Source organism: Glaciihabitans sp. dw_435 (assembly GCF_018449675.1).
Classification (GTDB): Bacteria; Actinomycetota; Actinomycetes; order Actinomycetales; family Microbacteriaceae; genus Glaciihabitans.
The window spans coordinates 37,077-50,633 of sequence record NZ_JAAVUZ010000011.1; the positions used below are offsets into that span (position 1 = coordinate 37,077).

At 65.5% G+C, this 13,557-nt stretch carries 12 protein-coding genes; 6 read left to right on the forward strand and 6 right to left on the reverse strand.

What is annotated here, in order from left to right; genetic code table 11:
- Positions 1–56: 56 nt before the first annotated feature.
- Positions 57–1,595: a flotillin family protein gene (locus HB677_RS13865; RefSeq protein ID WP_213816321.1), complete on the forward strand. Its 1,539-nt coding sequence runs from the start codon at positions 57–59 to the stop codon at positions 1,593–1,595.
- Between the two features lie 73 nt (positions 1,596–1,668).
- Here HB677_RS13865 and HB677_RS13870 read toward each other — a convergent pair whose 3' ends face one another.
- From HB677_RS13870 to HB677_RS13890, 5 genes are all read right to left on the reverse strand, one after another.
- On the reverse strand, positions 1,669–2,217 hold the full coding sequence (locus HB677_RS13870; protein WP_213816322.1) for a TetR/AcrR family transcriptional regulator: 549 nt from the start codon (positions 2,215–2,217) through the stop codon (positions 1,669–1,671).
- A gap of 453 nt (positions 2,218–2,670) precedes the next feature.
- Positions 2,671–4,371, reverse strand: coding sequence for a long-chain-fatty-acid--CoA ligase (locus tag HB677_RS13875; protein WP_213816323.1), 1,701 nt, complete (start codon positions 4,369–4,371; stop codon positions 2,671–2,673).
- A 100-nt stretch (positions 4,372–4,471) separates the two neighbouring features.
- A complete protein-coding gene (locus HB677_RS13880; protein WP_213816324.1) occupies positions 4,472–4,861 on the reverse strand; it encodes an RNA-binding S4 domain-containing protein in 390 nt (129 codons plus the stop codon).
- Positions 4,862–4,873: 12 nt separating this feature from the next.
- Positions 4,874–5,320: a hypothetical protein gene (locus HB677_RS13885; protein WP_213816325.1), complete on the reverse strand. Its 447-nt coding sequence runs from the start codon at positions 5,318–5,320 to the stop codon at positions 4,874–4,876.
- Positions 5,321–5,670: 350 nt separating this feature from the next.
- Positions 5,671–6,501 carry a DUF1295 domain-containing protein gene (locus HB677_RS13890; protein WP_213816326.1) on the reverse strand — a complete coding sequence of 277 codons (831 nt, stop codon included), beginning with the start codon at positions 6,499–6,501 and terminating at the stop codon, positions 5,671–5,673.
- Between the two features lie 23 nt (positions 6,502–6,524).
- Here HB677_RS13890 and HB677_RS13895 point away from each other — a divergent pair, with 23 nt between their 5' ends.
- The 4 genes from HB677_RS13895 (at position 6,525) to HB677_RS13910 (ending at position 9,067) form a co-directional block, all read left to right on the forward strand.
- Entirely contained in the window at positions 6,525–7,166 is a 642-nt protein-coding gene (locus tag HB677_RS13895; RefSeq protein WP_213816327.1) for a CDP-alcohol phosphatidyltransferase family protein, read from the forward strand.
- 96 nt (positions 7,167–7,262) lie between these two features.
- Complete coding sequence (locus tag HB677_RS13900) at positions 7,263–7,676, forward strand: FHA domain-containing protein (protein WP_213816328.1); 414 nt, start codon at positions 7,263–7,265, stop codon at positions 7,674–7,676.
- The gene (locus HB677_RS13905; protein WP_307852602.1) at positions 7,676–8,374 is read left to right on the forward strand and encodes a MerR family transcriptional regulator; all 699 of its coding nucleotides are present in this window, start codon (positions 7,676–7,678) and stop codon (positions 8,372–8,374) included. Before HB677_RS13900 ends, HB677_RS13905 begins: the two co-directional genes overlap by 1 nt.
- Before the next feature lie 144 nt (positions 8,375–8,518).
- Positions 8,519–9,067 carry a MerR family transcriptional regulator gene (locus tag HB677_RS13910; RefSeq protein WP_213816329.1) on the forward strand — a complete coding sequence of 183 codons (549 nt, stop codon included), beginning with the start codon at positions 8,519–8,521 and terminating at the stop codon, positions 9,065–9,067.
- A 147-nt stretch (positions 9,068–9,214) separates the two neighbouring features.
- On the opposite strand, the gene HB677_RS13915 is transcribed toward HB677_RS13910, so the two are convergent.
- Positions 9,215–10,021: a ParA family protein gene (locus tag HB677_RS13915; RefSeq protein ID WP_213816330.1), complete on the reverse strand. Its 807-nt coding sequence runs from the start codon at positions 10,019–10,021 to the stop codon at positions 9,215–9,217.
- A gap of 120 nt (positions 10,022–10,141) precedes the next feature.
- Between HB677_RS13915 and HB677_RS13920 the strand changes: the two genes are divergently transcribed.
- A complete protein-coding gene (locus HB677_RS13920; protein WP_213816331.1) occupies positions 10,142–13,540 on the forward strand; it encodes a pyruvate carboxylase in 3,399 nt (1,132 codons plus the stop codon).
- Positions 13,541–13,557 lie beyond the last annotated feature (17 nt).

Below are 13,557 nucleotides of genomic sequence, written 5' to 3' on the forward strand. Positions count from 1 at the left end.
AATTTGCTTCGGGAGCATGTCGTCCATCGCACGCGTCTTACGTACGAAAGGTCCCCATGCCCACCGATTTCCTGGTGACAGGCGTCATTCTCGCCGCCGTCGTTGTTGTCATCGTCATCATCGCCATCGTTTTGCTGTCCGGTATCAAGGTCGCCAAACCCGATGAAGCGATCATCGTCACTTCTCGGCAGAAGACCCTGAAGCCCGGCTCTGCCGAGACCGAGAACGCCGGCCAGCGCGTGGTGTTCGGATCCCGCGTCTTCGTTAAACCCATCGTTGAGGCCCACTTCAAGCTCAGCCTGCGCAGTCGTCAGCTGAACGTGCAGGCCACCGCCCAGACCCGGGACGCCATCACCATTCGCGTCAACGCCGTCGCGGTCGTCAAGGTGGGTGGTTCCGAATCCATGGTGAGGGCTGCCGCCCAGCGATTCCTCAACCAGCAGGACCAGATCGAGACCTCCACGGAAGAGGTGCTCAGCGGCTCGGTGCGCTCCATCGTCGGTCAGCTGACCGTCACCGAGATCATTACCAACCGGTCCGCGCTCCAGGGACAGGTGCTCGAGGCAGTGCGCGATTCCCTCGACGTGCAGGGCCTTCAGATCGACACGCTCCAGATCAAGGAAATCGACGACGACAACGGCTACATCCGTGACCTGGGTCGTGGAGAAGCTGCGCGCGTCAAGCAGGTCGCAGAGATCGCGGAGTCCATGTCCCGCCAGGCGTCCGAGGAAGCGCGGATCGGTGCAGAGCAGGCGGTCGCCGAACAGCAGCGGAAGCTGGATCTGCGGAACGCCGAGATTCAGAAAGAGACGGACAAGGCCCGGGCCGAGGCATCGGCTGCCAAACCTCTTGCAGATGCGATTGCGCAGCAGGAGGTCGTGGCGCAGCAGGAGGTCACCGCGGGCAAGCGGGTGGGTCTGCGCAAGCAGGAGCTCGACGCCGAGATTCGCGCCGTGGCCGATGCCGAGGCATATGCGCTGGAGAAGCGTGCGCAGGCGTCCGGTGCGGCGAGCGTCGCCGCGGCCAACGCCAGCCGCGACAGCCGCAAGTCCGCCGCGGAAGCCGTCGAGGCCGAAGGTATTTCCGAGCGCAACCGTCGCCGGAGTGCGGCCGAGGCTATCGAGGCAGAGGGCGTTGCCGAGAAGAACCGGCGCATCGCCGCCGCGGAGGCGCTGCGGGCCGAGGGCGAGGCCGAGGCAAACACCATCCGGGTCAAGGGTGCTGCTGAAGCGGAAGCGACCCGCGCGCAGGCCGACGCCCTCGAGGAGCGTGCAGACGACCTCCTCCGTCAGCAGGTCATCGGCCAGCTTCCGCAGATCATCCGTGCCGCGTCGGAGCCGCTCGCGGCCATCTCCAATCTCACAATCATCTCCTCCGATGGTGCGGGCACGGAGCAGGTCGGTCAGGGCGTCGCATCCCAGCTCGCGACGTCCACGCAGATTGTTCGCGACCTGACGGGAATCGACATCGCCGAGATCGTCACGGGACGTGCCACCGGTGACGCCGCGGGCAAGGCAATGTCCACGCCTCGGTCGACAGCGACGAAGGCGCCCGCGACCCCGGCCCCGACCGCGGGGACTGACGCCACGAAGTAGCGGTTAACGCAGAAAAGGGGCACTTCCGTGAGGAGGTGCCCCTTTTCTGCGGTGTGTGCGTTGCCGCGCGAGCTTAGATCGAGGCGGACTCGCGCAGTCCGAGGAGCTGCATACCCTCATCAACGAGGGTTTCGATGAACTCGTCGGACGCGGGCACCCGGGTCATGAACTCGGCGAAGTAGATAGGTCCGACGAGCCGGGTGTACTGCTCCGCGGTGATGGGCGCGACCTCGGCGGTGAACTGGGCGATGCGCGCCTCGCTCATCGCGACGAGCGACGCGGATGCCTTGTCGTCCTGGGCGGCGTGGTTCACCAGGGTGGACAGAGCGACGTTGGTGACGGGTTCGTTGATGCCGGTGCGAACCTCGACGAGGAAGTGTCGCAGCAGTTCGCGAGGCGACATTCCGGCGAGGTCCGTGGACTCCTGAGAGTTCTGCATGGTCACGGCTTCGCTGATGACCTGCTCGATGGTGCCCCAGTGCACGTACAGCGTGCGTCGGGAGACCTGGGCTTCCTTCGAGAGGCTGCTGAAGGTCAGGGGCTCGCCACTGCGCTCCATGAGCATGCGTCGTGCGGTCAGCAGGACGTGCAGGCGCGTTCTAGTTATGCGGGGATCAGTCACTTTCATATTCTATGCGACTCGTATTCTTCGATGCACGCAATACGCCGAAAGTGCGGGTCAATTGGGTGCAAAAATGGGGTACAAAAGTGAAACCGATTTCACTTCCGTCGACAGGACGGCGGCGGAGAGCGGATGTCCCGTGCGGCCGCCATTCCCAGCTAATCCTTAGGATTATTTGCAGGTGGGGTGTACAGAGCGGTCCGTTCGCCTCGCATCCGGGCCTCCGCGGGGAGGTGGACCGAACGCTCGGTTTGCCCCCCATCAGGGGGCAAATGGGGGACAGAGTTGTCTGTACTGTTACAGGCAAGGTGTATCGCAGTTGACCTGGGCGATTTCGACAAATAACCATCCCGGTGGGTCGAAAAAGGCGGTTTTGTGTAATTGAGGATCAGCCACGACTGCGGCCGATAGACGGGTTGACGGTCGAGCCGTCCTGCCTGCGACTCGCGGGTATTAGCGGCCCAGCTCGGCGAGGACCAATTCGCGCACGCGGCGACGCTCCACCTTGCCAATGAGCGAGCGGGGCAGTTTGTCGAGGGCGATGACTCGCTTGGGAACCTTGTAGCCCGCGAGGCGGGTGCGGCAGAAGTCGCGGAGCGCAGCGGAATCGAGCTCGGCGCCGTCTCGCATCACCACCGCGGCGGCGACTTCCTCGTCTCCTCCGGGCCGGGGGAGACCGACGACCGCGGCTGCTTCGACATCGGGGTGAGTCACCAGGATTTCCTCCACCTCCGACGGGGAGACGTTGAAGCCGCCGGTGATGATGATCTCCTTCAGGCGATCAATGACGGTGACAAAGCCATCGGGCGAGACGGTGACTATGTCGCCCGTGCGCAGCCATCCGCCATCCAGCAGCGCAGCCGCCGTCTCGGCGGGGCGACCCCAGTACCCCTGGAACACCTGGGGCCCACGAATGAGCAGCTCGCCCGCCTCGCCCTCGGGGCGGTCAACGGTGGGGTCGGAGGGATCGACGACGCGAATGTCGGTGCTGGGGAAGGGAACGCCCACGGTCCCGGGCCTGCGGCTCGGTCCGATGGGGTTTCCGAGAGCGATGGGCGAGGCTTCCGTCATGCCATATCCCTCGACCAGGAGGCCGCCGGTGACTTCTTCCCAGCGTTGGACGGTGGCGACAGGCAGCGACATGGCACCGGAGATCGCAAACCTGATCGTTGACAGGTCCGCGCCGCGGCGTTCGGCGGCGCGCGACAGCTGCTCGTAGATCGGAGGAACCGCGGGAAGGAACGTCGGGGGAGACTTCTCGAGCGCGGCGATGACGAGGTCCACGTCGAACTTGGGGAACAACACGAGCTTCGCACCGATGCTCATCGCAAAGGTCAGGCACAGCGTCATGCCGTACGCGTGGAACAGCGGCAGCACGCCGTAGAAGTTCTCCTTGCCCAGCTGAAGACCGGGCACCCAGGCGCGGCCCTGCATGGCGTTCGCCCGCAGGTTGCCGTGGCTGAGGATGGCGCCCTTGGGATTACCGGTCGTGCCGCTGGTGTACTGCAGGAGGGCAACGTCATCGACGGTCGGCCGCGGGTGACGGCGGGACAAGCGCCTGCCGTCCAGGAGCCGGCTCCAGGTGAAGACGTGGCGGCCCGTGGGGGCGACGGTGAGCGCGGAGCGCATCGAGCGCACCTTCGGCACCGGCAGCATGAGGCCGAGGCGCTTGCCGAGCGGCATGGCGTCGGTCAGCTTGACGGAGACAAGGCTCTCCAGCTTGATGTCCGCGGGGAAATCGGCGACGGTGTCGTACATCTTGTCCCACACGATGGCGATGCGCGCCCCGTGGTCTTCGAACTGGTGGCGAAGCTCTCGCGCCGTGTAGAGCGGGTTGTGTTCGATCACGATCGCCTTGAGGCGGAGGATCGCATAGAAGGCAACGACGTGCTGCGGGCAGTTGGGCAGCACGAGAGCAACCCTGTCGCCGGCACGCACGCCGAGCTTGCGCAGGCCCTCGGCCGCGCGGGCGATCTGATCGCCAAGCTCTCCGTAGGTGGTCTCGGCGCCGAAGAACTCGAGCGCTGTCTTGCGCCGATAGCGTCCGACGCTGGCGTCCATCATGTCGATCAATGACTCGGTCACCGGCTCGATTTCGTGGGCAACGCCCGGGGCGTAGGCGGCGAGCCAGGGCTTTTCGTCGTAACGCGTCATGGCGTCCTCTCGGGTTCAGATTCCAGTATCGGGTACGGGCTACGCCGCTAACCGTGCATCTGCCGGGTACACCGCGCAGGGGGTCAGCCGACGAAGGCGCTCAGTCGAGATCGCTGTCGCGACCGCGCAGCTTTTCGAGGTCGCGGCGTTCGCGTTTGGTGGGTCGGCCGGCTCCCCGGTCCCGCATGGGAGCAAGCGCGATTTCCTCGCGGGGCGGTGGCGGGGGAGTCAGGTCGGTAAAGCTTTCGGCCGCAACGGTGGCGCTCACGCGCTTCACGAGAAGGCGTCTGACCACGAGTATCCGGTCAAACCCGGAGTCACGGACGCGCACCTCATCCCCGATGCGCACGGACTGAGCCGCCTTGGCGCGCTCACCATTGACCTTCACATGGCCGGCACGACAGGCCGCGGTCGCCTGGGACCGGGTTTTGACGACGCGTACCGCCCAGATCCAGCTGTCAACGCGCGCCGAGGTGACGTCGTCCGCCATCAGTGAAGCCGCTTACTCGGCGAGGGCGAGGTCGCTCTTCCAGCGCACCAGTGCCTGCACGGTGTCGCTGTCGTCCTGCGCCAGGCGCTCCATGACGTCGGCGGGAACGTAGAAGTTCACGGCGAGCCATCCGCGCACCACGTCCGACGGGTCATCCGCCATCGACCGCAGCACATCGCACGGGGTCGTCTCGTTGCGCGCGACGCAGCTGCGAACTCCCTCATTGGGGTCCGCCGCGAGGGCAATCATGACGTCTTCCGGCGTGTGGTAACTGCTCGCGGCGCTCTCCCGGATCTTGGGGTTGGGGTCGGCGGCCAGCAGTCGCAGTCGTGCGATCTTGGTGTCGGTCATCGCGGGCGCCGGGTGCAGCGCGGCTGCCTCTTCGGCCGTGAGCATGACGGGAGCGTAGTCCCGCATGGCCTGGCGTTGAGCGGGGGTGTTAAAGCGGATGCACGACATGCATTCACGCTACAGCGTTGAGGGTGCGCCATCGCGAATTACACGCGGCGCGCGTCATCGTTGTGTGGCGGGAGCCGGCTGCGCAGCGTGATGAAGCGGCGGGTCACGGGCCATGGGGCTCGAGCGGCCAGCGCCGACGGCAAGGCTCTCGGATGCCTGAATCCGTCGGACGCTGACCGCTCCGCCGCCGGTGAAGGCGGCACTCCCCGTTCGGGTCCGAGGAGATCTTTACGGTGTGATGTCAGCGACACGATGTTCGACGGCTGAGGCGTCAGCGCCACGGTGTGTTTCGTGATTCAGGGTACGTCCGGGCGCAGGGTCGTCCACTGTCCCCATTTGTGGGGGTTGTATCAGTTGGTGCGCGGCGCAACTTCAGACGCCGGTCGGCGCGGGGGCCACGGCACGATCGGCGAGGTCGTCGCCTGGTAGTCGGAGTACTCCGGGTACTTCGACTTGGTGATGCTCTCGGTGAAGATCGTCGACCCAATGAAGAGGGTGGTGAGCAGCACGGCGCCGAGCACCGTCCACTCCAGGACCGTTCCGGCGGCGACGGCGCCGATGAAGAACACGATCCACCACTGGGACTGCTCGAAGAAGAAGTTGGGGTGACGGGAGAAGCGCCACAGGCCAGTCTGCAGGAAGCGCGGGTGCGTGGTGTCCCCGGTCGCAGCCGCGGCTGCCTTGCGCGCGTGGAACGACCACTGCTGCTGGTCGGAGATCGTCTCGCCGGCAAGGAACGCGAGGAAAATCACCGCGAGGAGTCCGTCGAGGAATCCGAAGGGTGTGCCGCGGTTGAGGTACGCGGTGTACGCGGGCAGGGTGATGGCGACCAGGATGAAGTTTTGGTAGATGACGATGAAGAAGAGGTTGAAGAGCTCGAACTGCCACCGCGACATGCGGGCGCGCAGGATTGCCCATCGGTAGTCCTCGGTGCCGGTGTACCCACCGCGACGCGCGAAGTTAAAGGTCAGCCGCGCGCCCCACAGGGTGACGATGACGGCGAGAACGTTCAGCCGCGGGTCGGACAGGCCGGCCGAGGCCGCGAAGACCCAGACGTAGACGACGGGAACGATGGACCAGATGCGGTCGACCCAGGAGTGATCATGGGAGATCAGCGAAGCGACCCACGCAAAGACGCACACGGCCGCGGCAATATACACAACGAGCAAGAGGGGATCCATACACAAAAGCTTAGTTGGGCAGGATGCACTGGATAGACTCAGGAACTGTGCCAGGCGACGTCAAATCCGAAGTGAGTTCGCGCGTGTGGACGGTGCCCAACGTGCTGAGCTTCATCCGGCTGGCCCTCGTGCCCGTCTTCCTGATTTTCATCATCCTTGGCCAGGATGTCTGGGCCCTCGCGGTCCTCGTGTTCTCCAGTATTTCCGACTACCTCGACGGCGTGATCGCGCGCAGGTTCAACCAGATCACCCGCCTCGGACAACTGCTGGATCCGGCCGCTGACCGGCTGTTCATCTTTGCCGCGCTGATCGGGTTGTCTGTGCGGGGAATCCTGCCCTGGTGGCTGACGTCGGTCATCATCGGCCGGGATGTGATGCTCCTGGTGCTGGGCATCATCCTTGCCAACTTCGGGTACGGGCCGTTGCCCGTGCACCACCTGGGCAAGGTGGCCACGTTTGCGCTGTTCTACGCGCTCCCCATCCTCATGATTGGACAGGCATTTCCGGATGCCGCGTGGCTTACCAATCCAATAGGCTGGGCGTTCGCGATCTGGGGCGCATTCCTGTACTGGTGGGCGGGCTTTATCTACCTGGGGGAAACCGCACGGGTTATTCGGATCCCGCGGGTCGAGAGCGCAAAGTCATCCGATACGCTTGGAAGCTAAGGGAGGTTCATGATGGCTGGTACGGACAACGAGGGCGACGCCCCCGAAAACGCACCTCGCGAGCCAGAAAATGGACCGCGTGAGACTGACACGACAATGACCTTCACGGGTGGTTTCGCGGCTCAGCTCGCAGCGATGGGCGCCGATGTCACCACGGGTGAGCACGAAGCGATTGCAGCACTTCCCTCCGGCTCTGCCCTGTTGGTGGTTCGCCGTGGTCCGAACGTGGGAGCGCGATTCTTGCTTGACGCCGATGTCACCACGGTGGGGCGTCATCCCGAAGCCGATATTTTCCTCGACGACGTCACGGTGTCCCGCCGTCACGCCGAGTTCCGTCGCACCGGCACCAGCTTTGAGGTGCGCGACCTTCACTCCCTCAACGGCACGTACTTCGACGGCTCCCGCATCGACGCGGCACAGCTCAGCGATGGGTCCGAGGTGCAGGTGGGCAAGTTCCGCCTGACGTTCTACTCGTCGCGCGTTGACCTCGCGCATCTGGCCAGCAAATAGTGCCGCGGTCGTCCGCCCAGGTTCGTGAACCGGCAAGTGCAGCGCTGCTCAGCATCGGACAGGTGCTGGCGCGACTGAACCCCGAATTTCCGGACCTGACGCCCTCCAAGCTGCGGTTTCTCGAAGAGCGCCAGCTCGTGTCGCCCGCCCGTACGGAGTCTGGGTACCGCAAGTTCTCCACCGCCGATCTCGACCGCCTGCGGTTCGTTCTCGGCATGCAGCGTGACCACTACCTTCCGTTGAAGGTCATCCGCGGTTACCTCGACGAACTCGACGCGGGCCGCCAGCCGGTTTTGCCGGGCGGCGCCGTCCAGTCGCCGTCGATGCTCTCCAGCGAGCGTCGCTTCTCCCGCGAAGAACTGATCCGCGAGGCCGGCGCTACGGTCATGCTCTTCAACGACGCGATCTCCGCGTCCCTGATCGTTCCCGCCGACCTGTTCGGTGAGGATGCACTGTCGGTGCTGCGCTCGCTCGTTGAGCTGCAGCGGTCCGGCATTGAACCGCGACACCTGCGTGGCTTCCGGGCCGCGGCCGAGCGAGAGCTCGGGCTTATCGAGAGTGCGCTGATCCCGGTTGCCCGTCGCAAGGATGCGTCGAGCAGGGCGAAGGCGGCGGAGCTTGCGCGAGAAATAGCAGGTCAACTCGAGATTGTGCGGGGCAGCATCATCCGCTCCGCGCTGTCCAAGCTTCAGCAATAATCGCGCCCCATTTCGACACGCCAAATTCATTGCGCGAATGTCGTTGATCGGGGCAGATCGCCTCGGTACCGTGGGGTAACACAAACTATAAGTGTCAACTTAAACCTGAACGTTTGAGAGACGCTGGCATTGAAGGGCCGTGACATGAGTGAACTCAGCCGTAGCGAGGCGTCTCGCTACGATCAGGGTCTGTTGTTCACCGACGGTCTGCCCGACCTCGACGACGATTCCGGGTACCGCGGCGCTGTCGCAGCACGTGCCGCCGGCATCAGCTACCGCCAGCTCGACTACTGGGCTCGCACCCAGCTCGTCGAGCCAACCGTGCGGGGAGCCGCGGGTTCGGGCTCGCAGCGTCTGTACGGATTCCGCGACATCCTCGTGCTCAAGCTCGTCAAGCGTCTTCTCGACACCGGCATCTCGCTTCAGCAGATCCGCGTCGCCGTGAACCAGCTTCGCGAGTCCGGCATCAGCGACCTGGCGCAGACCACGCTGATGAGCGACGGCGCAAGTGTCTACCTGTGCACCTCCAACGACGAGGTCATTGACCTCGTGAGCCGCGGCCAGGGTGTGTTCGGCATCGCCGTAGGCAAGGTCCTTCGCGAGGTTGAAACCAGCCTCGTCGAGCTCGACTCGGTCAAGGGTGAAGACCCGTCCGACGAGCTCGCTGCCCGTCGCACCTCGAAGGCCTCCTGACCCTCGGTTCCTGACCGGGTGAACTCACCCGGTGGTGGCGCCGCGGACGCGCACCGTCGCGAGCGACGGGCGTGACGATCGTGCGGCGCGCGAGAACTGTGGCGTAGCTACCGTCCAGACTGGTATGCGGCGACCGCGGATGACGCGTCAGCGAGGTTCGCTGTAGTCACCGATCTTGGCGGTGCGCATGACCCGCTCGAGAAGCTGGTCGAAGTTGCGAGCCATCTCCTGCGCGCTCTCGCCCGGCCACATGTGGAGGGGACGAGCCGCACCCTGCGCCTGCTGCAGCGACGTGCGCTCCGGAAGCTGGGGGCTGAGAACGAGGGGGCCAAACATGTCGCGGAGTTCCTTGATGCGGAACTGGTGCTCAAGGGACTGCGAACGCACGCGGTTGACGATGATGCCGAGCGGCTGCAGGCGGGGGGAGAGGCCACGGCGGATCTCCTCGATGGCACGCAGAGCGCGGTCTGCGGCGGCAACGGAGAACAGGCCGGGCTCGGTCACGACGGTAACGCGGTCGCTGGCCGCCCACGCCGTACGCGTGAGGGCATTGAGGGAGGGCGCGCAGTCGATGAGCACCAGGTCGTAGTCGGCCTCGACGTTGGCGAGAGCCTCTTCGAGTTTCCAGATGTCGCGGATGCTCGGGTGCGGGCCGTCAAAGTTGATGGCGGAGGGAGAACCGATGAGCACGTCGATCTTGCCGGGACGCCCCTTCGTCCACCCGCTCGGCGCAATGGCCGCGCGAACGATCTTCTCCTTGGGGGAGGCGAGCACATCCGCGACGTTGAGATGACCGGCGACGCTGATGTCCATGCCCGTAGACACGTCCGATTGCGGGTCAAGATCGACGACGAGGGTACGCAAACCCTTGGCGAAGGCCGCGGACGCAAGCCCGAGCGTCACCGTAGTCTTCCCTACGCCCCCCTTGAGGGAGCTGACGCTGAGTACGTGCACGAGTAACGACGATACCTTCACTAGTCTGAAACAACCTAAAGCTGCGTGAGTGTCCCGACACCTCTCACGCCTGTCATCGGCCATGTTCGCCATAGGATTGGCGACGTCGGAGAGGACCGCATGTTCAAAAAGATTCTCGTAGCAAACCGTGGCGAGATCGCCATTCGGGCGTTTCGCGCCGCATTTGAGCTCGGCGCACGCACGGTTGCTGTCTTCCCTTACGAGGATCGAAACTCCATGCACCGCCTGAAAGCCGATGAGGCGTACCAGATCGGAGAGAAGGGCCATCCGGTCCGCGCGTACCTGGATGTCGCCGAGATCATCCGTGTCGCCAAAGAGTCGGGCGCGGACGCGATCTACCCCGGGTACGGCTTCCTCTCCGAGAACCCCGACCTGGCCCAGGCCGCCGCCGATGCCGGCATCACGTTCATTGGCCCCCACACCCAGGTGCTGGAGATGGCCGGCAACAAGGTCACCGCCAAGGAGCACGCCATCGCCGCCGGAGTGCCGGTACTCAAGTCGACTCCCGCATCGCGCGACATCGAAGAACTCCTCGCGGGTGCCGCCGACATCGGCTTCCCGATCTTCGCCAAGGCGGTCGCGGGCGGTGGTGGACGCGGCATGCGTCGCGTGGCATCCGCTTCCGATCTCCGCGGCGCCCTCGAAGAGGCGATGCGCGAGGCCGACAGCGCCTTCGGTGACCCCACCATGTTCCTTGAGCAGGCCGTCGTGCGTCCCCGGCACATTGAAGTGCAGATTCTGGCGGATGCCTCGGGCGAGACTGTTCACCTCTTCGAGCGCGACTGCTCCGTGCAGCGCCGCCACCAGAAGGTCGTGGAGATCGCTCCGGCACCGAACCTGGACGAGAACGTGCGCCAGGCGATGTACAGGGACGCCATCGCGTTCGCCCGGTCGATCAACTACGTCAACGCGGGAACCGTCGAGTTCCTGCTCGACACGGCGGGGGAGCGGAAGGGCCAGCACTTCTTCATTGAGATGAACCCCCGCATTCAGGTGGAGCACACGGTGACGGAAGAAGTCACCGACGTCGACCTCGTGCAGTCCCAGATGCGCATCGCCGCGGGACAGAGCCTGCAGGAGCTGGGGCTCACCCAGGACAAGCTGCACCTGCGCGGCGTTGCGCTGCAGTGCCGCATCACCACGGAGGACCCGGCCGCCGGCTTCCGCCCCGATACCGGCAAGATCACCACCTACCGGTCGCCCGGTGGGGCGGGCATCCGCCTCGACGGCGGAACCGTGAGCGCGGGAGCCCAGATCTCCCCACACTTCGACTCGATGCTGGTGAAGATGACCTGCCGTGGCCGCGACTTCGCCGCCGCGGTCACCCGTGCGAAGCGGGGGCTCGCCGAGTTCCGTCTGCGCGGAGTCACCACCAACATCCCGTTCCTGCAGGCCGTGCTGGAAGACCCCGACTTCGCCGCCGGCGACCTCAGCACCTCGTTCATCGAGGAGCGCCCGTGGCTCGTGCGCGGGCACGAGTCGAAGGACCGCGGCACGAAGGTGCTCAACTGGCTGGCCGATGTGACCGTCAACCAGCCCAATGGCAGCGGCAGTGGCATCCTCAATCCGTCCCTCAAGTTGCCGGACATCGACCTCAGCGTTCCCGCGCCGGCCGGATCGCGCCAGCGACTGCTCGAGCTTGGGCCGGTGGGATTCGCGTCAGCTCTGCGCGCGCAGACGGCTCTCGCCGTCACCGAGACCACCATGCGCGACGCCCACCAGTCGCTGCTGGCGACTCGCGTGCGAACCCGCGACCTGGTCGCCGTCGCGCCGTACGTTGCCCGAATGACGCCCGAACTGCTGTCCGTCGAGGCCTGGGGCGGTGCGACCTATGACGTTGCCCTGCGGTTCCTGGCCGAGGATCCGTGGGAGCGGCTGGCCACGCTGCGGGAGGCGCTGCCGAACGTTAACATCCAGATGCTGCTGCGCGGACGCAACACCGTGGGGTACACGCCGTATCCGACGGAGGTCACGGACGCGTTCGTGAAGGAGGCTGCCGCCACCGGCGTCGACATCTTCCGCATCTTCGACGCCCTGAACGACGTGTCGCAGATGCGCCCGGCGATCGATTCCGTTCTGGCGACCGGCACCACCGTCGCCGAGGTGGCGCTGTGTTACACCGCCGACCTCCTCGATCCGAACGAGACGCTGTACACGCTCGACTACTACCTTCGTCTCGCCGAGCAGATCGTCGATGCCGGAGCACACATCATCGCGATCAAGGACATGGCGGGAGTGCTGCGCGCCGGAGCGGCTGAGAAGCTCGTGACGGCCCTGCGCGAGCGCTTTGATCTTCCCGTGCACGTGCACACCCACGACACCGCAGGCGGACAGCTGGCGACGCTCCTGGCCGCAAGCCGGGCTGGCGCCGACGCCGTCGATGTCGCAAGTGCGCCGATGGCGGGCACCACGAGCCAGCCATCGGCCTCCGCGCTCATCGCCGCCCTCGCGCACACCGACCGCGACACCGGCATCTCCCTGCAGGCGGTTTCCGACCTTGAGCCCTACTGGGAGGCAGTGCGCCACGTCTACAAGCCGTTCGAGTCGGGCCTGCCGGGACCGACGGGTCGGGTCTACAAGCACGAGATCCCGGGCGGGCAGCTCTCCAACCTGCGCCAGCAGGCAATTGCCCTCGGGCTGGGCGACCGATTCGAAAAGGTCGAGGACCTGTACGCGGCCGCCAACGTCATGCTCGGTCGCCCGCCGAAGGTGACGCCGTCGTCCAAGGTCGTGGGCGACCTCGCCCTCGCGCTTGCCGCCGCGGATGCCGACCCGGCCGACTTTGAGCAGAACCCCGACAAGTACGACATCCCCGACTCGGTCATCGGTTTCATGGCCGGGGAACTGGGCGACCTGCCCGGGGGATGGCCGGAACCCTTCCGCAGCAAGGTTCTCGCCGGGCGTGAAGTGAAGATCGGCGTCGAGGAACTGACCGACGACGAGCGTGCGGGCCTCGCGGGGGACACGGCGACCCGTCGCTCCACCCTCAACCGCCTGCTGTTCGCAGCCCCCACCGCAACATTCGAAGAGAACCGTGAACAGTTCGGCGACCTGTCGGTCGTCGACACCGTTGACTACCTCTACGGTCTGCGCCAGGGCTCCGAACACATCGTCGAGATCAGCAAGGGCGTCAGTCTCTACGTGGGGCTCGAGGCAATCGGTGAGGCGGACGACAAGGGAATGCGCACGGTGATGGCGACCCTCAACGGACAGATGCGTCCCGTCTTCGTTCGCGACCGCAGCATCACCGTCAACTCCCAGTCCGCCGAGAAGGCCGATCCGACAAAGAACGGCCACGTCGCCGCGCCGTTCTCGGGCGTCGTCACCCTGCAGGTGGAGGAGGGTGCCGTGGTTGTCGCCGGCCAGACGGTGGCCTCGATCGAGGCCATGAAGATGGAAGCCGCGATCACCGCTCCCGTGGGCGGCACGATCAGGAGACTGGCGATCCCCACGACGCAGCAGGTCGACGCGGGCGACCTGCTCGTCGAGATCGCATAATAAGCCCTTGGTACCGA

Bases quoted from the DNA above. Each gene is read 5' to 3' on its own strand.
- HB677_RS13910 (WP_213816329.1), top strand. From the start codon at position 8,519: ATGAGTGAACTCAGCCGTAGCGAGGCGTCTCGCTACGATCAGGGTCTG.
- HB677_RS13865 (WP_213816321.1), top strand. From the start codon at position 57: ATGCCCACCGATTTCCTGGTGACAGGCGTCATTCTCGCCGCCGTCGTT.
- HB677_RS13880 (WP_213816324.1), bottom strand. From the start codon at position 4,861: ATGGCGGACGACGTCACCTCGGCGCGCGTTGACAGCTGGATCTGGGCG.
- HB677_RS13895 (WP_213816327.1), top strand. From the start codon at position 6,525: ATGCACTGGATAGACTCAGGAACTGTGCCAGGCGACGTCAAATCCGAA.
- HB677_RS13900 (WP_213816328.1), top strand. From the start codon at position 7,263: ATGACCTTCACGGGTGGTTTCGCGGCTCAGCTCGCAGCGATGGGCGCC.
- HB677_RS13920 (WP_213816331.1), top strand. From the start codon at position 10,142: ATGTTCAAAAAGATTCTCGTAGCAAACCGTGGCGAGATCGCCATTCGG.
- HB677_RS13885 (WP_213816325.1), bottom strand. From the start codon at position 5,320: ATGTCGTGCATCCGCTTTAACACCCCCGCTCAACGCCAGGCCATGCGG.
- HB677_RS13890 (WP_213816326.1), bottom strand. From the start codon at position 6,501: ATGGATCCCCTCTTGCTCGTTGTGTATATTGCCGCGGCCGTGTGCGTC.
- HB677_RS13875 (WP_213816323.1), bottom strand. From the start codon at position 4,371: ATGACGCGTTACGACGAAAAGCCCTGGCTCGCCGCCTACGCCCCGGGC.